The sequence below is a fragment of the Cobetia amphilecti genome (assembly GCF_032923285.1).
In the GTDB taxonomy this organism is placed as follows: domain Bacteria; phylum Pseudomonadota; class Gammaproteobacteria; order Pseudomonadales; family Halomonadaceae; genus Cobetia; species Cobetia amphilecti.
Window position 1 is genome coordinate 1,170,446 of the sequence record NZ_CP136695.1, and the last position, 25,349, is coordinate 1,195,794.

A 25,349-nucleotide genomic window follows, 5' to 3' on the forward strand; every position below is an offset into this window, starting at 1 on the left:
GATGATGCCGGGAGTCGCGTTATCCACATCGTGAGTCTGTCCTGTTCGGAGAACCACCAGTGACCCGTTCTACCTCACCAGAGGCGGCACGTTCTACCTCGCAAGAGGCGGCGCAGGAGGGCGTCGAAGACGCCCCGTCTTCGTCAGCTGCGACGCCAGCGCCACCCTCGCGTGGGCGGCGCTGGGCGCGCGGGCTGCTGATGGCGCTCGCGGTGCTGCTGGCGTTGCTGGCCATCCTGATCGGGGGCCTGCGCTGGTGGTTGACCACGCTGGATTCACGCACTGAGTCCATCAGTGACTTCATTGCCACCCAGACCCATTCCAATGTGGGGATGTCATCGCTTGAGGGCCGCATGGATCACCTCGATCCGGCCATCAAGCTGTCGGGGCTCAACCTCTTTCGACCCAACGAGATGCAGGCGGCGCCGCTGTTGAGTGTGTCCCATCTGGAAACCCGTCTCGATGTGCTCTCCTCCCTGCGCCATCTGGCGCCTGTCTTTGATCGCGCCACCGCCACCGGCGTCATCGTGCACCTGTACCAGCGCGAAGATGGCAGCTGGGGCTGGCCGGGCCCGCCGCGTCCTCCCGAAGCGCTCGAACCCGAAGGACAGATGAGCCTTGCGCAGACGGAGCAGGGACTGGCGCTTTTGGCGCGTCAGCGTGTGCGGCTCCAGGACGTGCGTCTGGTGCTGCATGGTCGCAACGATACCCTCAACCTGAATGCCGCCGAGCTGCTGCTGTCGGGAGAAGGCGATCGCGCGCATCTGGAAGGCCAGTTGCGGGTCGGGGAATCGCCTCAGGCCGGAGTCAGCGCCGTGCTGGAGGTACTGCCGGGAGACGACGGCCTCGCCGACTACTCGGCCCAGCTGCAGGTGGAGCTGGACGCCGGTGCGCTGGCGAGTGTCGGGCGTCTGATGGGCGAGCGCGACAGCCTGATGCTGCGCGACGCCGATGGCAACGCGACGCTGTGGGCGCGCTGGCGTGACGCGCGACTGGAAGATGCTCGCCTGCGTCTCGATCTCAATCGCCTGACGCTGGATCACCATGGCGCCCAGCTGGCGCTCAAGGACATTCATGCGCGTGGCCAGTGGCTGCGCGACCTGGCGGGCAGTGATCGCTGGCAGGCCTGGCTCAATCAGATCTCGGTCGGTGCCACGCAACTCGATGACGCCCCGGCGGCCGGCGCTTCGGCGCCCGGCGATCCGGTGGCAGATAGTGACGACCAGACGCCGCAAGCGGCGTCATCGCCAGAAGTCTCCGCGGCGCTTGCCAGCCTGCCCGAGCGTATTTCGCTGTCGGGGGATCTCGCCGATGGCAGCGTGTCGCTGGTCACCAGCAGTTTCGATCTGGAGAAGGTGGCACGTTGGCGCAATGTGCTGGCGCTCGGCGAGCTGGGCAATGTGCTCGAGTCTCTCGATCCGCGTGGCACGGCCACCGGCCTTTCCCTGTCGCTGGCCGGGATCGGCCTCGATACCCCGCTGACCATGAAGCTGGCGCTGGGTCTCACCGGCGCCGAGGTGGAACCCTGGCAGGGCGCTCCGGGGCTCGGGCCCCTGGCGGCCTGGGTCACCGCGCAGAGTCTTGATGAGGGTGGCATCGCGAGCCGGATCGCGTTTCGTGGCGACCAGGGCATGCGCTTCCACTTCCCCGAGGTCTTCGGCGACGGCTGGCAGCTCGAAGCTGCCGACGGAGTGGTCGAGGTCAAGGTCGATGACAGTGGCAGCAGCGTCTCGGGGCATGACCTGCATATCCAGCGCGCTGGCGCCGATGTGACGGGCGGCTTCGGCCTGCAGATTCCCGCACAGGACCATGACCGCTTCCAGCTGGATCTCGAGATGCGCGACGTGAACGCCCGCAGCATTCCGCTTGCCTCCTGGTTGCCGATGAAGGTGCTGGACCCGGCGCTGAGCGAGTGGTTGACACGCGATGTCGCGGGGCAGGTCCCCGAGGGCAGCCTGCATCTCACCCAGGTGTGGGATGACGACAATGGCGAGGATGGCTATGGCCCCGGCGATTCGATGGACCTTGAGCTTGCCATCGAGGATGGGCGACTTGGTTATGCCGAGGGCTGGCCTGCGCTGGAGGGCGTGAAGGGCAACCTCGCGCTGCACGACAATACGCTGAGTGCCACGGTCGCGGCGGCGCGCTCTCAGCCGGCCACGGCGCTGGGCAGTGCAGCGCCCCTGGCGGTGCGTCAGGCCGACGTCGACATGCAGGACAACACCTTGAAGATTCAGGGTGACGTGACCGGCAGCGTCGAGGCGCTGTTCGATCTGCTCTCGCATGCGCCGCTGGAAGATGCCGCAGCGCTGATCGCCGAATGGCAAGGCAAGGGCTCGGTGGATGCGACGATGGACATCCGCGTGCCGCTGGAGGACGCCGAGCAGACGCGCATCACGGCGGCGGGCAAGGTCGGGGAGCGCCAGGCGGCGACGCTGGCCTTCCCGGGGCCGGGCATCGAGGTTGACGGCATTCGCGGGCCGCTCGAGTTCGTGCATGACCCATCCCGCCCCGAGGGACGCCGTGAGCAGTTGACCGGCAATCTCTCCGGCAAGTTGTTCGGCGGTGCGGTCAAGGCGGCGCTCAACATCGGGCAGGCAGATTCAAACAGCAAGGGCGCGATCACCTTCGACGGCAAGGCGCCATTGGCACCGGTGCTGGGCTGGCTGGGCGCGCCCGAGCACCTGATCGGCGATGCCGCCGAGAACACCCGGGCCGCCTTGCAGGACGGCGAGAGCCCGCGCGCGCTGGGCGGCGAGTTCAACTACCAGGCGCGCCTGATGCTGCCGGATGACGGCGCCAGTCTGGCCCTCTCGAGTGACCTCAAGGGAGTCGCCATCAATCTGCCGGCACCCTTTGGCAAGACGCGAGAGGAGGCGGCACCGCTGGCGGTGGATATCGGGCTCGCGGAGGGTGGCGGCGATGTTCGCCTCGACAATCGCGCCCGTGCACGCTGGAAAGGCGGCAATACGCGTGACGATGGCAGCTCGGTGCCGATGACGGGACAGCTGTGGCTGGAGCGTTGGCCGAGTGACCCGCAGTGGCCCACCCAGACCGGCTGGGACATCGCCTGGCGCACACCGACCCTCGCCCCGGAGCTCTGGAAGCCGTGGGCGGGAGCGCTCTCCAGTGAAGGTGGCGCGAGTGGCGAGGGCAGCGACGCTGAGCAGAGCGACCCCCTGCGTGCCTTGTCACGCCTGCGCGTTGCCACCGATTGCCTGATGATCCAGTCCCGGTGTACGGGGCCGATGACGCTGGAGGCCGCGCCGCGCCAGAGCTCGCAGCAGCAAGGGCTGGGGCTGGCCGCGACGCTGGATGGTCAGCTCGCCAGTGGCGAGCTGGTGTGGCAGTCAGGCGCCGCGCGACCGCTGATTCTGGACCTGGACACCCTGAATCTCGATGCCCTGTGGCCCGCGGATGCCGAGCAGGAGACGCAGGCCGCCAGCGCGCCAGGCAACTTTACCGAGGCTATCGATGTCGGCATCGAGCCGACGCCGTATCCCGCTGAGCTTGCCGACCTGCCCGCGGGCAGTCTGCGTCTGGCACACCTCATCTGGCGCGATCAGCAGCTGGGGCCGATCAGTGCCGACTGGACCGCCGACAGCCAGCAGCTGGTGGTGTTGCCGCTCTCCATCACGCTGGGCAAGATCACCGCGGTGGGCAACATCACCTGGGAAGATGCCGGCGCCAACAGTCTGACGCGCGCTCGCCTGTCCGCTGATGGCAGTGACCTGGGCGGGCTGCTCGAGCGTCTCTCCCAACCGCGCGGCATCGAGGCGGACCGCGCCCGGGCCGAGGTCAAGCTGGCCTGGCCCGGCGCGCCGCAGGACTTTGCCCTGTCGCGCTCCAATGGTCGCGTCGAGATCAAGCTGGATGATGGACGCTTCCTGAATCTGGGCTCGACCTCTGCCCGCCTGCTGGGGCTGGTCAATGTGGATAACCTGCTGCGCCGCCTGTCGCTGGACTTCTCTGACGTCACCGACAAGGGGACGGCCTTCGACAAGGTACGTGGCGCAGCGACGCTCTTCGATGGGCGACTGGAAAGCGATGGCCCCTTGCGTATCGAGGCGCCGTCCACCACCGTGACACTCAACGGGCAGGTCGATCTGCTTCGCGGTACCCTTGATCAACGCATGGCCATCACGGTGCCGGTCAGCCAGAACCTTCCGCTGGCCGCCGTGCTGGCAGGCGCACCCGCCGTGGGCGGGGCGCTGTTCGTGGCCGACAAGATCTTCGGCCGCTTCATCGACAAGGTGACGCAAATTCACTATCGGGTATCAGGCCCCTGGGGCGACCCGAACATTACTCTGGAAAGTGCTGAATGACGCAAAATGCGAGTTCCGGTCGCGTGCTCGACGATGCCGCGGCCCTGTTGCTGACCCCGGGCGGGCTCAGCCTGGATGATCTGGATGCTGGCCTGGCACATGCCATGGGCCCGGGCACCGACTATGCCGACCTCTACTTCCAGCGTATCTGGCAGGAGAGCTGGGTGCTGGAAGACGGCGTCGTCAAGGACGCCAGCTACAACATCGATGGTGGCGTGGGCGTACGCTCATTAGCGGGGGAAAAGACCGGCTTCGCGTACTCCAATCAGATCGATGCCGCCGCGCTTGCCGACACTGGCCGGACTGCGGCGGGTATCTCACGCAGCGGCAGCAGCGGCACGGTCGCAAGCTCGATCATCACCGAGGCACCGTCCTTCTATGCGGGCATCGACCCGCTGAATGGCCTGAGCGCTGAGGACAAGGTCGCGATGCTCAAGGAAGCGGACCGCATCGCGCGCAGCCTCGACCCGTCCATCAGTCAGGTGTCGGCCTCGCTGTCGGCGCTTTACGAGGTGGTGATGGTGCGTGCCAGTGATGGCACCCTCGCCGCGGACCTGCGTCCGCTGGTGCGTTTCAACATCAGCGTGATCGCGGTGCGCAATGGCCGTCGTGAGCGTGGCAGTGCCGGTGGCGGTGGTCGTTTCCCGCTGACCCGTCTGCGCGATGAGAATGTCGCCGAGCGTTACGCGCGTGAAGCCGTGCGTCAGGCGCTGGTCAATCTCGAGGCCATCGATGCACCGGCCGGCCAGATGCCGGTGGTGCTGGGCAATGGCTGGCCGGGCGTGCTGCTGCACGAGGCGGTCGGTCATGGTCTGGAAGGTGACTTCAACCGCAAGGGCAGCTCTGCCTTCTCGGGTCGCATGGGTGAGCAGGTCGCGGCACGCGGCGTCACCGTGGTCGATGACGCGACCCTGGCCGATCGCCGTGGCTCGCTGTCCGTCGATGACGAAGGCATCCCGGGACAGTACACGCCGCTGATCGAGGATGGCATCCTCACCGGCTACATGCAGGACAAGCTCAATGCCCGCCTGATGGGCATGGCGCCGACGGGCAATGCGCGTCGTGAGTCCTTCGCGCACCTGCCGATGCCGCGCATGACCAATACCTACATGCTGGGTGGCGATCGCGATCCGCAGGAGATCATCAAGAGCGTCAAGCGTGGCATATACGCGGTCAGCTTCGGCGGTGGCCAGGTCGACATCACCTCCGGGCGTTTCGTGTTCTCCGCAAGCGAAGCCTATCTGATCGAAGACGGCAAGGTGACCACGCCGGTCAAGGGCGCCACCCTGATCGGCAACGGGCCGGAAGCCATGGGCCGCGTCTCGATGATCGGCAACGACCTGGAGCTGGATACCGGTGTCGGCGTGTGTGGCAAGGACGGCCAGTCCGTGCCCGTCGGCGTCGGTCAGCCGACGCTGAAGCTCGATGAGCTGACGGTCGGCGGCACGCAATCCTGAGCGGGTCGCGTTCACAATGAAGCGATGAATACGACGACACCGCCGTGGCAGGGCCATGGCGGTGTCGAGGAAGCGCTTGAGGATCAGCACGTCATGGGCAGTACGTCAGAGCAGCGCGTGAGCGGCAGACCCCGTGTCAGAGGTCGAGTTCGGCCCGCAGCAGCTTGAAGAGCTTCTTGGCGCTGTTGGGCTGTTTGCCGGCGTCACGTTCGGCACGCGCATTGCGGATCAGCTGACGCAGGGCCTGACGGTCCACGTGAGGATAATCCTCGACGAAGATCACGAAGGCTTCATCGTCGTCCAGCAGGCGATCGCGCCAGCGTTCGAGACGCTGGAAGGAAGCATCGCGACGCACGTTCTGCTGCTCCATGGCTTCGAAGACGGCACGCACGGCGTCCAGGTCTTCCTTGCGCATCAGCTTGCCGACGTACTGCATGTGGCGACGCAGGCCTTCGTGACTACGAATGCGATGGGTCTCCTCGATGGCGGCCAGCATGTCGTCAGAGAGCGGGAATTTGGCGCGCTGGCTTTCCGGCAGATCGATGATCTTCTTGCCCAGCGCCTGCAGCTCGATCATCTCGCGCTTCAACTGGGACTTGCTGGGGCGCTCGACGAGCTCCTCGGGTCTTTCTTTACGCATGCCAATTCCAATGAGTCGGGGAAATTTGCGGCAGTATAGCACTGCCGGGCCCCCGTCTCCTCAGAAGGAGAACAACATGAGCCAGGCCTTTGATGCCGTTGCTCAGCAACAACTGCTCGAGCGTCGCGTCAGCGAAGCTCTCGAGCTTGCCCGCAGCCTGGGTGCCGACGCCTGTGAGGTCGGTGCCAGCGTCGATCAGGGCGTCAGCATCTCGGTGCGTGACGGCGAAGTCGAGACGGTCGAACTGTCGCGTGACCAGGGCATCGGCGTGACCGTCTATCTCGGCAATCGCAAGGGCAGCGCAACATCTTCCGATGCCGGCAGCGACTCGATTCGTGCCGCGGTCGAGAAGGCGGTCTCCATCGCGCACTATACCGGCGAAGACAGTTTTGCCGGTCTGGCGCCGGCCGAGCTGATGGCCACCGACTTCCCTGATCTCAAGGCGCATCACCCTTGGGCGATCAGCGTCGATGAAGCGACTGACCTGGCGCTGGCCTGTGAGCGTGCCGGGCTGGAAGTGGAAGGCATCGCGCAGTCCGAAGGCGCCAGCTTCTCCAGTGGTGAAGGCGTTCAGGTCTATGGCAACAGCCATGGGTTCCTGGCCAGCCAGTGCGGCAGCCGCCACTCGATGTCATGCATGCTGATCGCCAAGGATGCACAGGGCATGCAGCGTGACTATGACTACACCAGCGTGCGCAATCCGGCGGACCTGCGCTCCCCCGAGTCGGTGGGGCGTGAAGCCGCGCGCCGTACGCTGGCGCGTCTGAATGCGCGCAAGGTGGCGACGGGTCGCATGCCGGTGCTGTTCGACCCGCAGATGTCGGCCGGGCTGGTCGGTCACTACCTGTCTGCCATCGCCGGCGGCTCGCTGTATCGTGAGTCCAGCTTCCTGTGCGATAGCCTGGGTCAGCCGCTGTTCCCCGACTGGTTCACGCTGGGCGAGAAGCCGCGGGAAGTCGGTGGCATGTCCAGCGCCGCCTTCGACAACGATGGCGTCGCGACGCGTGACAATGTCTACTTTGCCGACGGCAAGGTGCAGAGCTACATGCTGAGCGCCTACAGCGCCCGTCGCCTGAACATGCAGACCACCGGCAACGCCGGCGGCGCGCGCAACGTGCGCATCACCGCGCCGTTGACCTCGCTCGATGAGATGCTCAAGCAGATGGGCACCGGTGTGCTGGTGACCGAGCTGATGGGCCAGGGCGTCAATGGCGTCACCGGTGACTACTCTCGCGGCGCCTCCGGTTTCTGGGTCGAGAACGGCGAGATCCAGCATGCGGTCGAGGAATTCACCATTGCCGGCAACCTGCGCGACATGGCGGCCAATCTGCTGGCGGTCGGCGATGATGTCGATACGCGTGGCAGCATCCACAGCGGTAGCTGGCTGATCGATGGCATGACCGTCGCCGGCATGTCCGAAGGCGAAGACGAAGAGCTGGAAGGCTGATCGCTGACGCTTCTCTGATCGCGCGACAGGCGAGATGCAACACGGCCGCTCCCAAGGGAGCGGCCGTGTTGTTTCTAAAGCAGTCACTGGAACCCGTCGGGGGGGATTACAGGTAGAGCCAGGTCGCCAGCCCCAGGAAGGCCATGAAGCCGATCACGTCGGTCACGGTGGTCAATATCACGCTGCCGGAGAGGGCAGGGTCGATATTGAGCTTCTTGAGCAGCACCGGCAGCAGCGTGCCCGTCACGGCGGCGATCAACAGGTTGATCATGATCGCGGCGCCGATGATGGCCCCCAGCTGGACATCCCCGAACCACACGATGGCGATGCCTGCCACCACCACGGCCCATAACAGGCCGTTGAGCCCCGCGACGATGACCTCGCGCTTGAGTAGCCAGCGGACATTGCCACTCTTGACGTGGCCCAGCGCGATACCGCGAATCAGGACGGTGAGTGCCTGAGAGCCCGCGATGCCGCCCATGCTGGCGACGATGGGCATCAGTACGGCCAGCGCGGTGATCTTCTGGATGGTGCCTTCGAACATGCCGATCACGGCGGAGGCCATGAAGGCGGTCAGCAGGTTGATGCCGAGCCAGACGGCGCGGCGCCACGAGGTCCGCATCACGGGAGAGAAGGTGTCTTCGTCCTCATCCATCCCCGCCATCGACATCACCTGGTGCTCGGCGTCACCACGGATGACGTCGACCACGTCATCGATGGTGATGCGACCCAGCAGGTTGCCATCGCCGCCGACCACGGGTGCCGAGATCAGGTCGTGCTTCTCGAACAGCGAGGCGACTTCGGTTTCCGGCATCAGGGCCGGAATCACCACGCTGTCGGTGTCCATCACTTCGCGCACCGTGACGCCGGGGTCCGAGACCAGCAGGCGATTGATGGGCAGGGCACCGATGAATTCATCGCGACGCGAGACGACCAGCAGGGTATCGGTGGAGTCGGGCAGGCGCTCGTGGCGGCGAATGTAGCGCAGCACCACGTCCAGGGTGATGTCCGGACGAATGGTGATGGTGTCCGTGTTCATCAGGCCGCCGGCGGTGTCCTCCGGGAAGGACAGTACCGTTTCGACGCGCAGGCGCTCCTGCGCCTCCATGGAGTCGAGGACTTCGAGAATCACCGCATTCGGCAGGCGCTGCAGAATGTCGGCGACATCATCCGGTTCCAGGTTCTCGGTGGCGGCGAGAACGTCGACGGCGTCCATGTCCTTGAGGAAGTCGGTCTGGATGTCTTCGCCAAGGTACTGAAGGACATCGCCCTGCAGCTCGGCATCGACCAGCTCCCAGAGCAGATTACGCTCCTTGGGGGGCGAGGATTCCAGCAGGTGAGCCACATCCACCGGCGCGAGGCCGCGATTGAGCATGCGTCTAGCCTGTTCCAGCTCGCCGCTTTCCAGCGCCTGTGACAGGCGATCAAGTCTTGGCTTGAGTTTACGAGACGTCTTGCTCATCTGTCGGCTTCCCCTGTCGACATGAAGGACAGCGCTGATTCTACCATTGGCGTAGGGGGGCGCGTCGACAAAAGAAAACAGTGTTTCTTATCGAAAGGACAATCCGAGTCCCGCCACTGGCACAAAAGCAGCGTCGCATGGCTGCCAGGCGCAAGGATAGGTGCAGGGATAGAGGCAGGGCTAGGTATAAGGGTAGGCGCAAAGACAGGCGCGAAATCCCGCGCGAGCCGTGATGGAGCTGCCCAAGGGAGCTACCAGAGGGGCTGGCCGAAAAGGGATCTGACCGAAAGGAAGGCTGCGCGCAAAGGGCGAGAGGGGCAGGGAGGCGAGAGCCAGATGAACGGGCCGCGACGCACAGCCCTGATGCACAGCGCTGTCAGTGGCGGTTATTCGTCTTCCTCGAAACGCGCCTCGAACAGCGCCTCGATGGCCAGCATCGCCTCATCGGCCTGTTCGCCCTCGACATCGATCAGCAGCGTGGTGCCGCAGGGCGCGGCCAGCATCAGCAATGCCATCACATTGGCTGCATTGGCGCGTCGCTCGCCATGGCTGACCATCACCGTCGCGCAATAGGGCGCACAGCAATTGACCAGCTTGGTGGCTGCGCGGGCGTGCAGCCCGCGGCGGTTGGTCAGCGTCAGCTCACGAGAGGCCATCGCGATGCTCCTGCTGATGCTCTTGCTGATGCTCTTGCTGATGCTCTTGCTGATCATTCGTCTCACCCGCGTTGCTCAGCGCGGTATGAATGCCCAGCTCGCGGTGACGCAGGCGCACCTCAGGCAGGCGCTCGGCGAAGTAGCTCGCCAGCTGCTCGCACAGGTAGACGCTGCGATGCTGGCCGCCGGTGCAGCCCACGGACACCGTCAGGTAGCTGCGGTTGCTGTCCTGATAGGCGGGCAGCCAGCGTTCCAGCCAGCCGGCGATATCGTCATGCATCGCCTGGACGGTGGGGTAGCGCTGCAGGAATTCGGCCACGCTGTCGTCGCGCCCGGTATCGCCGCGCAGATTGATGTCCCAGTACGGGTTGGGCAGGCAGCGGGCATCGAACACCATGTCGGCGTCGGTCGGCACACCATGCTTGAAGCCGAAGGATTCAAAGGTCAGCGTCAGGTGGCGGGAGCTGTGCTGGGCGACTTGCTCGGTGATCCGCGAGCGCAGGTCGTGCACGCTCAGGTTGGTCGAGTCGATGACCAGATCGGCCTTCTGGCGAATGGGAGCGAGCGTCTTCTGCTCGATCTCGATGGCCTCGGCCAGGGTATGGTCGTTGTCGCGCGTCAGAGGGTGACGACGACGGGTCGCCGAGTAGCGTTCCAGCAGCACTCGCGAATCGGTGGTCAGGTAGACGACCTGCACGTCCATGCCGCTCTGGCGGACGTTGTCGAGCAATTCGGGGAAGCGGGTCAAGGCTTCCGGCAGGTTGCGGGCATCGATGGAGACCGCGATGCGCCGGCGCGCCGGGCTGTCCTTTTCGAGCTGATCGACCAGTGGCGCCAGCAGCATGCCGGGCAGATTGTCGATGGCGTAGTAGCCAATATCTTCCAGCGCCTGGAGAGCGATGGATTTCCCGGAGCCGGAGCGGCCGCTGATGATCACGATCTTCATGAAGTGCTCTCCAAGGGCGAGGTCAACGTCGAAAGAATGCAGGGGTGGGGCAGAAGGCTGCCCGCTATCAGTGCGCTGTACGTCGGCCGATGGAAGGCCAGCAAGACGAAAGCCCGGACAATGTCCGGGCCTGTCATTCAGCGCGCCGGTAATTCGGCGATGGCTTGGGTCAATGCCTCAAAGAGTGCACGCTGGCTGTCTGCCTGGCGCAGGGCCGAGCGATTGGTCGGGGAGTTGAGCAATTCCGCGACCTGCCCGAGCAGCGTCAGATGGGTCTCATCCGCTTCCTCAGGCACCAGCAGCACGAACAGCAGATCGATGGGTTCTCCGTCGATGGCATCGAAGTCGATGGGTTCACCGAGCTTCAGAAACGCAGCGATTGGCGTCTTGCAATGCGGGCTGCGTGCATGGGGCACGGCCACACCGTGGCCAATGCCGGTCGACCCCAGTCTCTCGCGCCCGATCAGGCGCGAGAAGACTTCCTGGCTATCCAGGCTGGGAATGTTCTGTGCGATGAAGGTGCTGAAGAATTCAAGCACCCGCTTCTTGCTCCCCCCGGGGACACCGTAAAGCGTGCGCTCGGGGGGAAGGATCTGATCAAGTGTCATGGCTGAAGGTCAACGGGTCCCGGTGCCCTGAGAGCGAGCCTGGGACTTTTCCTTGTGTTTGACCAGCTGGCGATCCAGCTTGTCGGCGAGCGCGTCGATGGCAGCGTACATGTTGGGGTCTTCTGCCAGGGCGTGGAGGTCAGCGCCTGCCGCGTGCAAGGTGCAGGCAGCCTGCTGGCGCTCCTTCTCGATCGACAGTGTCACCTGAACATTGGTGATGTTGTCGTAATGCCGTTCGAGGCGAGCGAGCTTCTCGTTGACGTAATCGCGGAGAGGATCGGTAAGTTCCACATGATGCCCGGTGATATTCACTTGCATGGACACGCTCCTTTATCCAGCGGGTTGCCATTCAATTGTAACCCTTTTTGACTACGAGCAAACCCTGATCGGACGCTCTGCAACAGGCTTGACGGCCACCGTCTGGCGATGTTTTCGCTCCCTTGCCAGTGGCGTCAGATGTCGTGAGCGTCTGTACCGACAATGCCCAAGCTTTGCGCAAAGATCAACGCTGCGCTGCATCGTGGCTCAGTGCTTGTCTTCAACTCAGTGAGGGGTATCGGAGTGGACTTCAAGGGCACGTCTGGTGGGTGGTGCGTGAAAGACGCGCAAGAAGGCGGGTTTTCGTCGCCAATCCCTGCATGTACGTCGCCTTTCAGGCGCTTCGATTGCGTCGAGCAAGCGGCGTTCCGGGAGGTTCTCCGGGTGTCATCCAGGTGCAATACGCGCAAAAGTGACTTTAAAAACATGCGATTGACGGTGAATGACGCTGCCGGAAAGGCGGTTTTTTACCGTCATCCTGCGCGCCGTCATGGCCCATGACGGGCAATTGATGAGCGGTTGACGGCATGACAGAGCGCACGACAGGCGTACCGCTACCCGCGAAGTCAGAGGCTGATGAGCGGAAAATCCAGCGCTTGAGGTTGGCGGCGGCTGCCATTGTGGAGGTGAAAGCAGGGCATGGCAGCCGCAGGTGACGCGTCAGGCCAGACGCTTGCGCTCGCTGGAGGAGGGGATGCCCATCGCTTCGCGATACTTGGCCACGGTACGGCGTGCGACCTCGATGCCATCGCTGGCGAGCAGATCGACCAGCCGTGAGTCGGAGAGAGGCTTGCGGGCCGGCTCTTCCGCGATCAGCTTGCGGATGCGGGCACGAATGGCGGTGCTTGAGTGGGCGTCGCCACTGCCGCTGCCACCGACCTGGCTCGAGAAGAAGAACTTGAGCTCGAAGACGCCGCGCGGGGTGTGGATGTACTTCTGGGTCGTGACCCGCGAGATGGTCGACTCATGCATCTCGACCACTTCGGCGATGTTGGCCAGAATCAGCGGCTTCATGCCTTCCTCGCCTTGCTCGAGGAAGTCGATCTGGCGCGCCATGATCTCGCGGCCGACCTTGAGCAGGGTGTCATTGCGCGATGACAGGCTCTTCATCAGCCAGCGGGCTTCCTGCAGGTTGTCCTTGAGGAAGGTATTGTCGGCGGACTTGTCGGCACGCTTGATCAGCGCGGCGTATTCCGGCTGGATGCGCAGCTTGGGCAGCGCTTCCGGGTTGAGCTCGACCTGCCAGCCGTGGCGGGTATGGCGTACCAGCAGGTCAGGGATCACGTAATCGCTGGCGGGCTCGCCCCAGGCGGATGCCGGACGCGGGTCGAGCGCGCGCACCAGGCGGATGACGTGATCCAGCTCGTCATCGTCGAGGCTCAGGCGGCGCTTGAGCAGCTTGCGGTCATCGTTGCCCAGTGCCTCGAGGAATTGACGTACCAGGCGGCGCGCCTGCGCCAGCAGCGGCAGATCATCCGGCAGCAGTGCCAGTTGCAGCAGCAGGCATTCGCGCAGATCACGGGCGAAGACGCCGGTCGGGTCGAACTGCTGCAGACGCAGCAATACCTGCTCGAGTTCGGAGGCCTTGAGGCCGGGCAGGCCCTGGCCGCGCAGGCCATCGACCAGTTCGTCGAGTGACAGGCTCAGATAGCCGGCACCGTCGACGGCATCGATCAGGCTCTCTGCCATCTGGCGTTCACGGCCATCGAGGTCGGTCATCGCCAGCTGCCAGCGCAGGTGGTCCTGCAGGCTCTCGACGCTGGTATTGCGATCGAAGTCCGGCCCTTCTTCACTCCCGCTGCCACTGCCGGAGCTGGTCAGGCTACCGGCGTGGTCCTGGTAGAGGTCCGACCAGTCACTGTCGAGGGGGTATTCCTCGGGAATCTCGCTCGAGGAGTCGGCAGTGGAGATCTCGCTCGAATCCTGTGTCTCGATGACATCCAGCGACTCGTAGTCCTCGTCGAGCTCCAACATGGGGTTGGACTCGAGGGCTTGCTGAATCTCCTGACGCAGGTCGAGCGTCGACAGCTGCAGCAGCTGGATCGCTTGCTGGAGCTGCGGCGTCATGGTCAGCGAGGTGCCGAGGCGGAGTTGCAGGGTGGGTTTCATGGAGTCAGTCAATTCACGGCAAAGGAACGTGCCTACTACGCTATACCGTGACTCGGGGCACTGACAAGTGGTTGTCATGAATATTCAAGCAACTTGCATGCCATGTTTCCACCAAGGTGGTATGGACGTCATGCATGCGTCTGATGTCAGACATGAAAAAGCCGCTACGCGATAAAATCACGCAGCGGCTTTTGAAGCTTTCGCCTCCGGTGGGCTCAGCGCATTCGCTGACCCTAGAGCGTGAACTCGTGGCCCAGGTAGACGTCGCGCACCTGCTGGTTGGCCAGGATGGAGTCCGCATCACCGTGGGCGATGATCTGGCCATCGCCGACGATATAGGCGGTGTCACAGATATCGAGCGTCTCGCGCACGTTGTGGTCGGTGATCAGCACGCCGATGCCACGATCGCGCAGTTGGCGCACGATGCTCTTGATCTCGCCCACCGAGATGGGGTCGACGCCGGCGAAGGGCTCATCGAGCAGCACGAAGTCCGGCTCGGTGGCAAGCGCCCGGGCGATCTCGACCCGACGACGCTCACCACCGGACAGGCTCATGCCGGCGCTGGCGCGGATGTGCGTGATGCTGAATTCCTCGAGCAACTCTTCAAGGCGTGCCTTGCGGCCATTGCGATCCAGGTCCTTGCGGGTCTCCAGGATCGCCATGATGTTGTCGGCCACCGACAGCTTGCGGAAGATCGACGCCTCCTGCGGCAGATAGCCGATGCCGGCGCGTGCGCGCTGATGCATGGCGGCAGCGGAGAGGTCCTTGTCATCGATGGAGACGTTGCCGGCATCGGCGCGCACCAGTCCGACGATCATGTAGAACGAGGTCGTCTTGCCGGCGCCATTGGGACCCAGCAGGCCGACGATGTCGCCCTGGCGGATCTCCAGCGAGATGTCCTTGACCACCTTGCGGCCCTTGTAGGCCTTGGCCAGATGGCGAGCGCTCAGCGTACGCGGAGTAGCAGCAGTCATGACTCAGTTTTCCTTGCTGGCATTGGCGCCGCGCGGCGTCAGAGTCATGTGCACGCGACCGCCTTCGGTCTGCTGTGCCGTCTTGTTGTTGTTGGCGTTCACCTGGCGCTTGTCGAGGAAGTACTCCACGTAGCCGCCTTCGAAGGTGTCATCGCCTTTTTCGAGACGCGCGTCGCCGACCAGCTCCACGCGGCGCTCCAGTGCATGGTAGCGGATGGTGTCGGCCCAGCCCTTGACCAGCTTCTCGTCGGGCGCGGGCTGCTGTTCCAGGTAGGCACGCTTGCCGGTGGCCTTGACCAGCGAGATCTCGCCGCTGCCGGCGCGGCTGATATCGACGCGGCTGGCATCGAGTTTCATGCTGCCCTGGCGCATTTCCACCTGGCCGGTGTAGGTGGCGGTACCGGCCTTGTCATCGAGCGACAGGGCGTCCGCGGCGATGTTGATCGGCTGGCTGGCATCGCTGTCCAGCGCCATGGCGGCCGGGGCGAAGCTGGACATGCCCAGTGCCAGGCAGAGCGCCATGACACCGCTGTTGAGGGTCTGGCGACAGGCCGTCAAGGGCTTGCGAGTCGTGGAAGTCATGGTGGCTCCTTGGCATGACGGGGTCGCCGCCCGAGCAATGATGCCATCGAGCGGCAGAGAGGAAGGTGTTGCGGCGCGGGTCATGGCGTGACGGCCAGCCCGGCGGGTTCATTCACCGCTGGCAGGCGCTGCCTCGAAGGTGCTGTTGACGCGCCCATCATCGGAGGTGGTGCTGTCGGCGCCCGAGTCGATGCGCTCGGCTTCCTTGCTGGCCTCGCTCTGGCCTGTACCGGGTTGCAGGACGCTGCGAACACGGCCCTGCAGCACGGCGGAGTCCTGGGAGAGGTCGGCGCTGAAGCTGTCGCTTTCGACATGCTGGCCATTCTGGGTGATCACGACCGGCACGTCACTCCAGGCGCGATTCTGATCACGGCTGTAGTGCAGGACATCGGTATCGAGGGTCCAGCGGTCATCGGGCTGGCGCAGTCTGGCATCACCCTCGAGGGTGAAGGTGTCGCCGCCGGCGCTCAACACGCCACTGTCCCCCGTGGCATACCAGCGGCGGTCTTCACTGTCGTTGGTGCGAATCTTCGGGGTCTGCGCCCGGGTCACGTCATCGCCTGGCGTGTGCTCGATATGCGGCGAGGTCATGGACTGGATCGCCACGCCGCGTGTATCGAAGCGTGTCATGTCTGCCCCGTCGAGATAGTAATCCGGCTCACTGCTGTCGACCTCGACATTGACGGTCGATTCCAGGCTGTTGCGCTGCTCGATCAGCGCCAGCACGCCACCGACGAGCAGCAACAGCAGCATCAGCCAGAGACGCGGAGAAGGGCGGGGCAGACGTAACATCAGGGACGCGACTCCTGCAGGTAGGTATCCAGCACCGAGGCCCAGTGGCCCTGTGCCTTGAGCAGCAGATCACAGAGCTCGCGCACGGCGCCATCGCCGCCCTGGCGTGAGGTGACCCAGTTGGCCTCGCTCATCACGTAGGCCATGGCGTTGGGCACGCTGACGCCGAGACCGACACGACGAATGGCCTCGCGGTCCGGCAGGTCATCGCCGCAATAGGCGACTTCTTCCAGCTCGATCCCGTGCTCGCGGCACAGGTCGGTCAGCGCGACCAGCTTGTCTTCACGGCCCTGGATGACATCCTGAATGCCCAGTTCCTTGGCGCGACGCTCGACCATCGGCGAGCTGCGGCCGGTGATCAGCGCAACGCGAACGCCACTGCGCAGCACCAGCTTGAGGCCATGGCCATCCTGGACGTGGAAGGACTTGGTCTCGACGCCATTGGCATCGTAGTGCAGACGGTTGTCGGTGAGCACGCCGTCGACATCCAGCGCCAGCAGACGCACGCGGCGTGCGCGGTCGATGATGTCCTGCGGATATTCTTCGCTCAGGGAATTCGTGTCGCTCATGGTCTTTCTCCTCGCACTCCGTGCATGCTTGACGCTGTCCTGTGAACGGCGCTGATGGGCGTTGAGCGGTGGCGTCTTGCCGGGACGATCTGCCGTCGAACAGAGACAGCGAACGCCCGCGGGAGTTCAGATCACGCCGCTGGCCAGCAGGCCGTGCATATGGATGGCTCCGATGGGGTGCTCATCCTCGTCACAGACTACCAGAACGCTGATGCGGTTTTCTTCCATGATGCGCACCGCTTCGGCGGCCAGCATGCTGGCGCGCACGGTCTTGCCGCCACGGGTCATGACATCATCGACCTTCAGCGCGCGCAGATCGCCGTGCTGGTCGAGGGTGCGGCGCAGGTCACCATCGGTATAGACGCCGACCAGGTGGTCGTCATCATCGATCACGCAGGTGAAGCCCATGCCCTGACGCGTGATCTCGAGCAGCGCATCGCGCAGCGGGCTGCCGAGTGCCACGCGCGGCAGGGCATCGCCGTGGTGCATCACGTCCTGAACCCGCAGCAGCAGGCGTCGACCCAGGCTGCCGCCCGGATGGGAAAGCGCGAATTCCTCGGCAGTGAAGCCGCGGGCCTCCAGCAGTGCCACCGCCAGGGCGTCGCCCATCACCAGCGCGGCGGTGGTCGAGGCGGTCGGTGCCAGATTCAGCGGGCAGGCTTCCTGGGTGACGCTGGTGTCCAGATGTGCCTCGGCGTCACGCGCCAGGGTCGAGCCGGGTTTGCCGGTCATCGAGACCAGCGGAGTGCCCATGCGCTTCAAGAGCGGCAGCAGCGCCGTGACCTCGGCGGTCTCTCCGGAGTTGGACAGCGCCAGCACCACATCGGCTGGCGTGATCATGCCCAGGTCGCCATGGCTGGCTTCACCGGGGTGGACGAAGAAGGCCGGCGTGCCGGTGCTGGCCAGGGTGGCGGCGATCTTGCTGGCGACATGGCCGGATTTGCCCATGCCGGTCACGATGACGCGGCCCTTGGTCGCCAGCATCAGCTGACAGGCGCGGTCGAAGTCGTCATCGAGATGGCTGTCGAGCGCGGCGATGGCCGCTTCCTCAATGGCGAAGGTGCGGCGGGCGCTGGCGCGAAAATCCGCCTGGCTGGCCGGAGTCTCATCGGCGACGGACTGGCTGGCGGCGGTCTGACTTGAAGCAGAGGTGCCAGGCGCGGTGGCGTGCGGGGTGCTGGAAGGCTCGGTCATGATCGAATTGTTGCCTGTGGTTGGCCAGGGCTCAAACCGCGCGGAAAGGGCGTGTCATCCCGCGCGGCGGCGTGGCAAACGATGATGAAGACGCTGCCGTCAGCGAGTCAGGCTGATGGCAAGCCAGGCCGTGTAGGCCAGATAGCAGGCGAGCAGGATAACACCTGGGCCGCGACCGATGCGCCCACGGCGCTGCCAGATGAGCAGCGCGGCCAGCAGCAGCGTCAGCCCCAGCATCACCGGATAGTCACGGCTGATGGCGCTGCCATCCACCGGACCCGGCGCCAGCAGGCCCGGCACGGGCAGCACGGCGAGGATGTTGAACAGGTTGGAGCCGATGACGTTGCCGATGGCGATGTCGTGATGGCGCTTGAGGGCGCTGGCCACGCTGGCGGCCAGTTCCGGCAGGCTGGTGCCGATGGCGATCACGGTCAGGCCGATGATCAATTCCGGCACGCCGAGTGCCTGGGCGATGTCGGTCGCCCCCCACACCAGCGCACGCGAGCTGGCGATCAGCACCGCCAGCCCGACCAGCAGCCAGAAGATGGCGCGTCCGGTGCTCATCTCGGGCACGTCATCCTGACTTTCCGCCTCGCTCGGCGAATCGACCTTGAACAGCCACACCAGCGTGAAGACCAGCAGGGCCAGCAGCAGGATGCCATCGAGACGCTCGAGCCCGCTGTTGGACAGCGCATAACCGCCCAGTGCCGTAGCCGCCAGCAGCAGCGGCAGCTCGCGACGCACCAGCCCGAAATGCACCGGAATCGGGGCGATCAGCGCCGTGACGCCGAGCACCAGGCCGATATTGGCGATGTTGGAGCCCAGCGCATTGCCGGTCGCGATATCCGGAGTGCCATCAAGAGAGGCCATGATGGAGACGACGATCTCGGGGGCAGAGGTGCCGACGGAGACGATCGTCATCCCGATCAGCAGCTTGCTCATCCCGGCGCGCCACGCAGTGGCCGCGGCTCCTTCGACGAAGCGATCAGCACTCCAGACAAGACCAATCAGGCCGATGACGACTGCAAGGATGGGATATAGCATCAGAACTCTCGGGGCAGGGGGCAGGGCGGTGGCGTATCGCCGGGAACCGCGCCATTAAACGCATCCCCCCAATCCTTTGCAAGACAGCGGCCATGTTCCCATTGTCGAGCGTGTTGCCGAGCGCTTTGTTGAGCGCGTCACCACCCGCGGCACGGCTCTGTTGCCTTGATGAGACTGGCGGCACAGGGGTGGGTTCGGATACGATGTTCGCTAACTAACTTGATCCTTGGATCCCATGACTCGGACATTCGACCTGTTCACGAGCCGACTGCGTGTGGCTCGTCACGGCGAAGGTCCCTCACAGCGGATGCTTCTATGACTGATTTGCCCGGTCAGACCGCAACCCGGACGGGTGCGGACGGCCAGGATGCGCAGGCTTCTTCACGCGGCGCGGCAGGCGAGATCAATCTCGATGACGCTTTGATTCGTGTCGAAGGCCTGCGGTTCACCCGTGGAGAACGCGAGATATTCTCCGGCATCGACCTCAAGATCCCGCGCGGCAAGATAACCGCCATCATGGGGCCTTCCGGTACCGGCAAGACGACACTGCTCAAGTTGATCGGCGGCCAGTTGACGCCCTCGGCGGGGCGCGTCGAGATCGCCGGCTTGCACGTGCATGGCCTGTCGCGGCGCGAGCTGTTTCGCATGCGCCGTCGCATGGGCATGCTGTTTCAGAGCGGTGCCCTGTTCTCCGATCTGAGCGTGTTCGAGAACGTCGCCTTCCCGCTGCGCGTCCACACCGATCTCCCCGATGCGATGATTCGTGACATCGTGCTGATCAAGCTCGAGTCCGTCGGGCTGCGCGGCGCGCGTGAATTGATGCCGGCCGAACTCTCCGGCGGCATGACGCGGCGTGTGGCACTGGCGCGAGCCATCGCACTGGACCCGGACCTCATCATGTACGACGAGCCCTTTGCCGGGCAGGACCCCATCTCGATGGGCGTGCTGGTCAATCTGATCCGTCGCCTCAATGATGCGCTGGGCATGACGGCGCTGGTGGTCTCGCACGACATCAAGGAAACGCTGACCATCGCCGATTACGTCTATGTGATCGCCGATGGCAAGGTGATGGCGCAGGGTACCCCCGAGGCGCTGAACGCCGAGTCGGACCCGCGCGTGGCCCAGTTCATCCACGGCAAGCCGGATGGCCCGGTGCCCTTCCATTATCCCGCCCCGGACTTCGCCGGCGACATTCTCGATGGTCGCGAATCGGCAACCCGCAGGAGAGAGTCATGAGTGGTCTGAATCGTGGCCCGCTCGGGGCCATCACGTCACTGGGCCGCAGCAGCATCGACGTGATCGCGGCCATCGGGCGTGCCGGCATGCTGCTGGTGCAGGCCGGTATCGGCATCCCGTCCCGTGAGGGCATCGGCCTGTGGGTGCGACAGATGCACTTCGTCGGTGTGCTGTCGCTGGCCATCGTGCTGGTCTCGGGGCTGTTCATCGGCATGGTGCTGGCGCTGCAGGGCTACACCATTCTGGTCGGTTTCGGTGCCGAGGAGGCGCTGGGGCAGATGGTGTCGTTGTCACTGCTGCGTGAGCTGGCACCTGTGGTCGCGGCCTTGCTGTTTGCCGGGCGTGCGGGGTCGGCGCTGACGGCGGAGATCGGCCTGATGAAGGCCACCGAGCAGTTGACCAGCATGGAGATGATCGGTGTCGATCCGCTCAAGCGTATCGTCGCGCCGCGTCTGTGGGCCGGGTTCGTCTCGCTGCCGCTGCTGACCATCGGCTTCAGTGTCGTCGGCATCTGGGGCGGCAAGCTGGTGGGGGTCGACTGGCTGGGCATCTACGAGGGCGCCTACTGGAGCAGCATGCAGTCGAACGTCGATTTCATCGGTGATGTCATGAACGGCGTCATCAAGTCACTGGTCTTCGGGCTGGTGGTCAGCTGGATCGCCGTCTTCCAGGGCTATGACCTGATCCCGACCTCGGAAGGCATTTCGCGCGCCACCACACGTACCGTGGTTTATTCATCTTTGGCGGTGCTGGGACTCGACTTTGTCCTCACGGCCGTCATGTTTGGAGAGATTTGATGAAACGTACCCGCATGCTCGAGTTCGGCGTGGGCCTGTTCATACTCGCTGGTTTCCTGGGAATGGTCTTCCTGGGACTGCGTGTCAGCGGCGTCACGTTCCAGCAGGCCGATGACACCTTCGTGCTCAATGCCAACTTCTCAGGGATCGGAAGCCTCAAGGCGCGGTCAAAGGTCACGATGGCAGGTGTTGCCGTCGGCAGCGTCGAGAAGATCGAGCTGGACCCGAAGTGGTTTGACGCCCGTGTCACGATGAAGCTGGACAGCAGCCTGCGTGGCAAGCTGAGCAAGGACACCACCGCCGCCATCCTGACGTCCGGCCTGCTGGGCGAGCAGTACATCGGCCTGAGCACCGGGGGAGACCCGGACGTGCTGGAGGACGGCGATACCATTCGCGATACCCAGTCTGCACTGGTGCTGGAAGAGTTGATCCAGCAGTTCGTGTCCAATTTTTCGAAGAGCTGATTCTCGAAGCGTTGATTCTCGATGCGCTGTTCATCGAAGTGCAGGCACCCGGTGCACGCGTGTGATGCACCGACAGACCTGACTCGGTGCCTGCGGTTTCACGTTCGAGCACGATGCACATTTTCAAGGAGCAACCCTGATGACCTCTAGCCTCAAGAAGCTGATTCGTCCGTTGAGCGTGCTGAGCCTGTCCGCCCTGATGGCGCTGAGCCCGCTGGCCATGGCCGCCCCGCAGGAGCCGGACGTGCTGCTGCGCGACACGGTCGAGGGCCTGACCACCAAGATCGATAGCCGCGAGAGCTACTACAAGGACAACGTCGACGAGCTGGAAACCCTGGTGGATTCCGCGCTGAAGCCGGTGGTGGATTATCGCTACATCGCCGCCAGCGTGATGGGCAAGTACTTCAAGGGCGCCTCTCCTGAGCAGCGCACCGAATTCTCCAAGGTCTTCCATGACACCCTGATCGGCACCTACGCCAAGGGTCTGGTGAGCTTCGATTACGCCAGGCTGGACGTGAAGGACAGCGAAGGCGAGCGTCGCTATGAAGACCAGGACACCGTCTACATGGACGTGGTCGATACCAAGGGCAAGGTCTACCCGGTGGCCTATTCCATGCGTCTGCGCAACGACGAGTGGAAGGTGGTCAACGTGATCGTCAATGGCGTCAACCTGGGCCTGACCTTCCGCAACCAGTTCGATCAGGCCATGCGTGACAACGGCCGCGACATCGATGCCGTCATCAAGGGCTGGCAGCCGGATGTCGACCTCGAGAAGGGTGAGGGGGATCAGGGCAACAGCTGAGCCCTGTCGTCGCCATGACCATGAAAACTCTCTTCGATCGCGAGGGCGTCACGCTGGAAGCCGGTGACGCACGGCTGAGCCTGAGTGGCCAGCCGGATTTCGACAATGCCGCAGAGCTGGCGGATTCCGGCAGGAAATGGCTGGGGCGCCGCGAGGATGGGGTTTCCATCGATCTGTGCGGCGTGGATAGCGCCAGTACCGCCACCCTGAGCGTACTGCTCGAGTGGCAGCGCCATCTGGCGGAGCATGGTGGGCATGTCGCTCACCTCGCGTTGTCTCCCGCATTGAGCCGACTGGCGGCAGTCTCCGGACTGGAAAACCTGCTGCCGGGGCTGAATGTCGCCGAGATCAGCGCAGAGCCCCCGCTGTCACTCGAGACGTCCTGAGCCAGCGGCGGCCTGATCGCCTGTCAGGCCGCACCGCTCTGCTGGAAGCTCGAGGCTTGTCCGTATCGCCATTCATGCGCGCGGCAACGTGGAGGCAGCGATTGACTGCCAATCGCGTTCCCGCGCGCTTTTGATTACCATGTGCGGTCATATCGCATCGATCGTCGCGCAAGGGTTCCCTGCCACGATCCCGACATGTACCGCGAAGGAGTCACCGCCCGTCATGCAACCGAATGATGTCAAGGCCCTGCTCGAGGCTCGTATCGAGAACGTCGATTTTCATATCCAGGGTGAGGGCTGCAATTTCCAGGTCGTCGCCGTGGGAGATGTCTTTGCCGAGCTGAGCCGCGTCAAGGCCCAGCAGCTGGTCTACTCCGCACTCAATGACGAGATCCGCTCTGGCGCGCTGCATGCCATCAGCATTCGTACTTATACCCCGGCGCAGTTCGAAGCTGCCGCCGGCAACGCTCAGGGTTGACCGGAACATTTCATGGATAAGCTGATCATCACTGGCAACGGGCCGGTCAACGGGGAAGTCTGGGCCAGTGGCGCCAAGAATTCGGCACTGCCCATTCTGGCAGCCACGCTGCTGTCGGAAGGTCCCGTGACCATCAGCAACCTGCCGCATCTGCAGGACATCACGACCAGCCTCGAGCTGCTCGGGCGCATGGGCGTCGAGCCGGTGATGGGCGACAACATGACCGTGCAGCTGGATGGCTCCAAGGTCGAGCATTGTCACGCGCCCTATGATCTGGTCAAGAAGATGCGTGCCTCGATTCTGGTGCTGGGCCCGCTGCTGGCGCACTTCGGCAGTGCCGAAGTCTCGCTGCCGGGTGGCTGCGCCATCGGCTCGCGTCCGGTGGATCTGCACATCCGTGGCCTGGAGGCGATGGGGGCCGAGATCACGGTCGAGAATGGCTATATCCGCGCCAAGGCGCCGGGTGGCCGCCTGAAGGGCGCGCGCATCGTCTTTGATGTCGTGACCGTCACCGGCACCGAGAACCTGCTGATGGCTGCGACCCTGGCCGATGGCCGCACCGTGCTGGAAAACGCCGCGCGTGAGCCGGAAGTCGTCGATCTGGCCGAGTGCCTGATCGCCATGGGCGCCAGGATCACGGGCCAGGGCTCCGACACCATCGTCATCGACGGTGTCGAGAAGCTGCACGGCTGTGAATACTCCGTCATGCCGGACCGTATCGAGACCGGCACCTTCCTGGTCGCGGCGGCTGCCTCGCGCGGCAAGGTGCGTGTCACGCGTACGCGTGCCGACACCCTGGACGCCGTACTGGCCAAGCTGGAAGAAGCCGGTGCCACCATCACCACTGGTGATGACTGGATTGAGCTTGACATGCACGGCAAGCGCCCGAAGGCGGTCAATATCCGCACGGCGCCGTACCCGGCATTCCCCACCGACATGCAGGCCCAGTTCGTGGCGATGAATGCGGTCGCGGAAGGCACCAGCACCGTGATCGAGACCATCTTCGAGAACCGCTTCATGCACGTGCAGGAGCTCAACCGCATGGGCGCCCACATCGCGCTCGAGGGCAACACCGCAGTCGTGACCGGCACCGAGCGCCTGTCCGGCGCGCCGGTGATGGCGACGGACCTGCGCGCCTCTGCCTCGCTGGTGATCGCGGCGATCGTCGCCGACGGCGAGACCATGGTCGACCGCATCTATCACATCGACCGCGGTTACGAGTGCATCGAAGAGAAGCTGTCCGGGCTGAACGTGATCATCCGTCGCTCCGCCGGCTGATCAGTGCCCCACCTCGCGCTGTCGGCCTTGATTGACCGGCAGCGCGTGCCGAATTCCTACGTACAAGCACGGGCGAATACCCCATGAGCAAGCAACTGGTCGTCGCCCTCTCCAAGGGGCGTATCCTCAAGGAAACCCTGCCGCTGCTGGCTGACGCTGGCATCGAGCCGCTGGAAGATCTCGACAAGAGCCGCAAGCTGCTCTTCGATACCAATCTGCCGGACGTCAAGCTGGTCATCATCCGTGCCACCGATGTGCCGACCTACGTGCAGCTGGGCGCCGCCGATCTCGGTATCGCCGGCAAGGACGTGCTGCTCGAGCATGGTGCCGAAGGCCTGTACGAGCCGCTGGACCTGGAAATCGCCAAGTGTCGCCTGATGACCGCCGGTGTCGTCGGTCAGCAGCAGCAGGGCGCTCGCCGCCGTGTCGCGACCAAGTTCGTCGATGTCGCGCGTCGCTATTACGCCGAGCAGGGTATCCAGGCCGAAGTCATCAAGCTCTACGGCGCGATGGAACTGGCCCCGCTGATGAATCTGGCCGACGAGATCGTCGATATCGTCGACACCGGCAACACCCTGCGCGCCAACGGCATGGAGCCGCGTGAGCTGATCACCGACATCAGCACGCGTCTGGTGGTCAACAAGGCCGCCATGACCATGAAGCACGATCGCCTCAAACCGCTGATCGATCGTCTGCGTCAGGCCGTGGAAGCCCGCCGCGAGGCGTGATGGCGGCGCGCTGTCGCATCGACCCGCTGGATACCCAAGGTCGCATAGATGACCGTG

The 25,349-nt window shown here is 64.3% G+C and carries 24 protein-coding genes; 11 read left to right on the forward strand and 13 right to left on the reverse strand.

Features of this window, described 5'->3' with window-relative positions; genetic code table 11:
• Nucleotides 1–59: 59 nt before the first annotated feature.
• Together R1T44_RS05000 and tldD are read left to right on the forward strand one after the other, a co-directional pair.
• Nucleotides 60–4,325 (forward strand): YhdP family phospholipid transporter, encoded by a 4,266-nt coding sequence (locus tag R1T44_RS05000; protein ID WP_317292705.1) that lies wholly within the window; start codon nt 60–62, stop codon nt 4,323–4,325.
• Nucleotides 4,322–5,782: a metalloprotease TldD gene (gene tldD / locus R1T44_RS05005; RefSeq protein WP_317292706.1), complete on the forward strand. Its 1,461-nt coding sequence runs from the start codon at nt 4,322–4,324 to the stop codon at nt 5,780–5,782. Before R1T44_RS05000 ends, tldD begins: the two co-directional genes overlap by 4 nt.
• Before the next feature lie 136 nt (nt 5,783–5,918).
• Here the strand turns inward: tldD and yjgA are convergent, their stop codons facing one another.
• Nucleotides 5,919–6,422 carry a ribosome biogenesis factor YjgA gene (yjgA, locus tag R1T44_RS05010; RefSeq protein ID WP_317292707.1) on the reverse strand — a complete coding sequence of 168 codons (504 nt, stop codon included), beginning with the start codon at nt 6,420–6,422 and terminating at the stop codon, nt 5,919–5,921.
• A 76-nt stretch (nt 6,423–6,498) separates the two neighbouring features.
• On the opposite strand from yjgA, the gene pmbA reads away from it, so the two are divergent.
• Nucleotides 6,499–7,869, forward strand: coding sequence for a metalloprotease PmbA (gene pmbA / locus R1T44_RS05015; RefSeq protein WP_153635169.1), 1,371 nt, complete (start codon nt 6,499–6,501; stop codon nt 7,867–7,869).
• Between the two features lie 106 nt (nt 7,870–7,975).
• Here the strand turns inward: pmbA and mgtE are convergent, their stop codons facing one another.
• The 12 genes from mgtE to R1T44_RS05075 form a co-directional block, all read right to left on the reverse strand.
• Nucleotides 7,976–9,331: a magnesium transporter gene (gene mgtE, locus R1T44_RS05020; RefSeq protein WP_043332561.1), complete on the reverse strand. Its 1,356-nt coding sequence runs from the start codon at nt 9,329–9,331 to the stop codon at nt 7,976–7,978.
• Nucleotides 9,332–9,717: 386 nt separating this feature from the next.
• Nucleotides 9,718–9,987, reverse strand: a complete 270-nt coding sequence (locus R1T44_RS05025; RefSeq protein WP_043332560.1) for an HPr family phosphocarrier protein — start codon at nt 9,985–9,987, stop codon at nt 9,718–9,720.
• Nucleotides 9,974–10,933, reverse strand: coding sequence for an RNase adapter RapZ (rapZ, locus tag R1T44_RS05030; RefSeq protein ID WP_317292708.1), 960 nt, complete (start codon nt 10,931–10,933; stop codon nt 9,974–9,976). Before rapZ ends, R1T44_RS05025 begins: the two co-directional genes overlap by 14 nt.
• Before the next feature lie 137 nt (nt 10,934–11,070).
• The gene (locus R1T44_RS05035) at nt 11,071–11,541 is read right to left on the reverse strand and encodes a PTS sugar transporter subunit IIA (protein ID WP_043332557.1); all 471 of its coding nucleotides are present in this window, start codon (nt 11,539–11,541) and stop codon (nt 11,071–11,073) included.
• Between the two features lie 9 nt (nt 11,542–11,550).
• Nucleotides 11,551–11,859 (reverse strand): ribosome hibernation-promoting factor, HPF/YfiA family, encoded by a 309-nt coding sequence (gene hpf, locus R1T44_RS05040; RefSeq protein ID WP_043332555.1) that lies wholly within the window; start codon nt 11,857–11,859, stop codon nt 11,551–11,553.
• A 660-nt stretch (nt 11,860–12,519) separates the two neighbouring features.
• Nucleotides 12,520–13,968: an RNA polymerase factor sigma-54 gene (locus R1T44_RS05045; protein ID WP_043332553.1), complete on the reverse strand. Its 1,449-nt coding sequence runs from the start codon at nt 13,966–13,968 to the stop codon at nt 12,520–12,522.
• A 233-nt stretch (nt 13,969–14,201) separates the two neighbouring features.
• Complete coding sequence (gene lptB / locus R1T44_RS05050) at nt 14,202–14,942, reverse strand: LPS export ABC transporter ATP-binding protein (RefSeq protein ID WP_043332551.1); 741 nt, start codon at nt 14,940–14,942, stop codon at nt 14,202–14,204.
• A gap of 3 nt (nt 14,943–14,945) precedes the next feature.
• Entirely contained in the window at nt 14,946–15,524 is a 579-nt protein-coding gene (gene lptA / locus R1T44_RS05055; RefSeq protein WP_245162913.1) for a lipopolysaccharide transport periplasmic protein LptA, read from the reverse strand.
• Between the two features lie 108 nt (nt 15,525–15,632).
• Complete coding sequence (gene lptC, locus R1T44_RS05060; RefSeq protein ID WP_317292709.1) at nt 15,633–16,316, reverse strand: LPS export ABC transporter periplasmic protein LptC; 684 nt, start codon at nt 16,314–16,316, stop codon at nt 15,633–15,635.
• Nucleotides 16,316–16,885 (reverse strand): KdsC family phosphatase, encoded by a 570-nt coding sequence (locus R1T44_RS05065; protein ID WP_052384400.1) that lies wholly within the window; start codon nt 16,883–16,885, stop codon nt 16,316–16,318. The genes lptC and R1T44_RS05065 overlap by 1 nt, the downstream gene beginning before the upstream one ends.
• A gap of 126 nt (nt 16,886–17,011) precedes the next feature.
• Nucleotides 17,012–18,079, reverse strand: coding sequence for a KpsF/GutQ family sugar-phosphate isomerase (locus R1T44_RS05070; protein ID WP_084589303.1), 1,068 nt, complete (start codon nt 18,077–18,079; stop codon nt 17,012–17,014).
• 99 nt (nt 18,080–18,178) lie between these two features.
• On the reverse strand, nt 18,179–19,123 hold the full coding sequence (locus R1T44_RS05075; protein WP_043332549.1) for a calcium/sodium antiporter: 945 nt from the start codon (nt 19,121–19,123) through the stop codon (nt 18,179–18,181).
• Nucleotides 19,124–19,438: 315 nt separating this feature from the next.
• Here R1T44_RS05075 and R1T44_RS05080 point away from each other — a divergent pair, with 315 nt between their 5' ends.
• The 8 genes from R1T44_RS05080 (at nt 19,439) to hisG (ending at nt 25,292) form a co-directional block, all read left to right on the forward strand.
• The gene (locus R1T44_RS05080) at nt 19,439–20,359 is read left to right on the forward strand and encodes an ABC transporter ATP-binding protein (RefSeq protein WP_082388135.1); all 921 of its coding nucleotides are present in this window, start codon (nt 19,439–19,441) and stop codon (nt 20,357–20,359) included.
• Nucleotides 20,356–21,156, forward strand: coding sequence for a lipid asymmetry maintenance ABC transporter permease subunit MlaE (mlaE, locus tag R1T44_RS05085; protein ID WP_043332547.1), 801 nt, complete (start codon nt 20,356–20,358; stop codon nt 21,154–21,156). Before R1T44_RS05080 ends, mlaE begins: the two co-directional genes overlap by 4 nt.
• Nucleotides 21,156–21,620 carry an outer membrane lipid asymmetry maintenance protein MlaD gene (mlaD, locus tag R1T44_RS05090; protein WP_043332545.1) on the forward strand — a complete coding sequence of 155 codons (465 nt, stop codon included), beginning with the start codon at nt 21,156–21,158 and terminating at the stop codon, nt 21,618–21,620. Before mlaE ends, mlaD begins: the two co-directional genes overlap by 1 nt.
• Nucleotides 21,621–21,759: 139 nt before the next feature.
• Entirely contained in the window at nt 21,760–22,422 is a 663-nt protein-coding gene (locus tag R1T44_RS05095) for an MlaC/ttg2D family ABC transporter substrate-binding protein (RefSeq protein WP_043332543.1), read from the forward strand.
• Between the two features lie 14 nt (nt 22,423–22,436).
• A complete protein-coding gene (locus R1T44_RS05100; RefSeq protein WP_054555102.1) occupies nt 22,437–22,808 on the forward strand; it encodes an STAS domain-containing protein in 372 nt (123 codons plus the stop codon).
• A 223-nt stretch (nt 22,809–23,031) separates the two neighbouring features.
• Nucleotides 23,032–23,286: a BolA family protein gene (locus R1T44_RS05105; protein WP_043332541.1), complete on the forward strand. Its 255-nt coding sequence runs from the start codon at nt 23,032–23,034 to the stop codon at nt 23,284–23,286.
• 12 nt (nt 23,287–23,298) lie between these two features.
• Complete coding sequence (gene murA / locus R1T44_RS05110; RefSeq protein WP_043332539.1) at nt 23,299–24,564, forward strand: UDP-N-acetylglucosamine 1-carboxyvinyltransferase; 1,266 nt, start codon at nt 23,299–23,301, stop codon at nt 24,562–24,564.
• 83 nt (nt 24,565–24,647) lie between these two features.
• A complete protein-coding gene (gene hisG / locus R1T44_RS05115; protein ID WP_043332537.1) occupies nt 24,648–25,292 on the forward strand; it encodes an ATP phosphoribosyltransferase in 645 nt (214 codons plus the stop codon).
• Nucleotides 25,293–25,349 lie beyond the last annotated feature (57 nt).

Bases quoted from the DNA above. Each gene is read 5' to 3' on its own strand.
- tldD (WP_317292706.1), top strand. From the start codon at position 4,322: ATGACGCAAAATGCGAGTTCCGGTCGCGTGCTCGACGATGCCGCGGCC.
- yjgA (WP_317292707.1), bottom strand. From the start codon at position 6,422: ATGCGTAAAGAAAGACCCGAGGAGCTCGTCGAGCGCCCCAGCAAGTCC.
- pmbA (WP_153635169.1), top strand. From the start codon at position 6,499: ATGAGCCAGGCCTTTGATGCCGTTGCTCAGCAACAACTGCTCGAGCGT.
- mgtE (WP_043332561.1), bottom strand. From the start codon at position 9,331: ATGAGCAAGACGTCTCGTAAACTCAAGCCAAGACTTGATCGCCTGTCA.
- R1T44_RS05025 (WP_043332560.1), bottom strand. From the start codon at position 9,987: ATGGCCTCTCGTGAGCTGACGCTGACCAACCGCCGCGGGCTGCACGCC.
- rapZ (WP_317292708.1), bottom strand. From the start codon at position 10,933: ATGAAGATCGTGATCATCAGCGGCCGCTCCGGCTCCGGGAAATCCATC.
- R1T44_RS05035 (WP_043332557.1), bottom strand. From the start codon at position 11,541: ATGACACTTGATCAGATCCTTCCCCCCGAGCGCACGCTTTACGGTGTC.
- hpf (WP_043332555.1), bottom strand. From the start codon at position 11,859: ATGCAAGTGAATATCACCGGGCATCATGTGGAACTTACCGATCCTCTC.
- R1T44_RS05045 (WP_043332553.1), bottom strand. From the start codon at position 13,968: ATGAAACCCACCCTGCAACTCCGCCTCGGCACCTCGCTGACCATGACG.
- lptB (WP_043332551.1), bottom strand. From the start codon at position 14,942: ATGACTGCTGCTACTCCGCGTACGCTGAGCGCTCGCCATCTGGCCAAG.
- lptA (WP_245162913.1), bottom strand. From the start codon at position 15,524: ATGACTTCCACGACTCGCAAGCCCTTGACGGCCTGTCGCCAGACCCTC.
- lptC (WP_317292709.1), bottom strand. From the start codon at position 16,316: ATGTTACGTCTGCCCCGCCCTTCTCCGCGTCTCTGGCTGATGCTGCTG.
- R1T44_RS05065 (WP_052384400.1), bottom strand. From the start codon at position 16,885: ATGAGCGACACGAATTCCCTGAGCGAAGAATATCCGCAGGACATCATC.
- R1T44_RS05070 (WP_084589303.1), bottom strand. From the start codon at position 18,079: ATGACCGAGCCTTCCAGCACCCCGCACGCCACCGCGCCTGGCACCTCT.
- R1T44_RS05075 (WP_043332549.1), bottom strand. From the start codon at position 19,123: ATGCTATATCCCATCCTTGCAGTCGTCATCGGCCTGATTGGTCTTGTC.
- R1T44_RS05080 (WP_082388135.1), top strand. From the start codon at position 19,439: ATGACTGATTTGCCCGGTCAGACCGCAACCCGGACGGGTGCGGACGGC.
- mlaE (WP_043332547.1), top strand. From the start codon at position 20,356: ATGAGTGGTCTGAATCGTGGCCCGCTCGGGGCCATCACGTCACTGGGC.
- mlaD (WP_043332545.1), top strand. From the start codon at position 21,156: ATGAAACGTACCCGCATGCTCGAGTTCGGCGTGGGCCTGTTCATACTC.
- R1T44_RS05095 (WP_043332543.1), top strand. From the start codon at position 21,760: ATGACCTCTAGCCTCAAGAAGCTGATTCGTCCGTTGAGCGTGCTGAGC.
- R1T44_RS05100 (WP_054555102.1), top strand. From the start codon at position 22,437: ATGACCATGAAAACTCTCTTCGATCGCGAGGGCGTCACGCTGGAAGCC.
- R1T44_RS05105 (WP_043332541.1), top strand. From the start codon at position 23,032: ATGCAACCGAATGATGTCAAGGCCCTGCTCGAGGCTCGTATCGAGAAC.
- murA (WP_043332539.1), top strand. From the start codon at position 23,299: ATGGATAAGCTGATCATCACTGGCAACGGGCCGGTCAACGGGGAAGTC.
- hisG (WP_043332537.1), top strand. From the start codon at position 24,648: ATGAGCAAGCAACTGGTCGTCGCCCTCTCCAAGGGGCGTATCCTCAAG.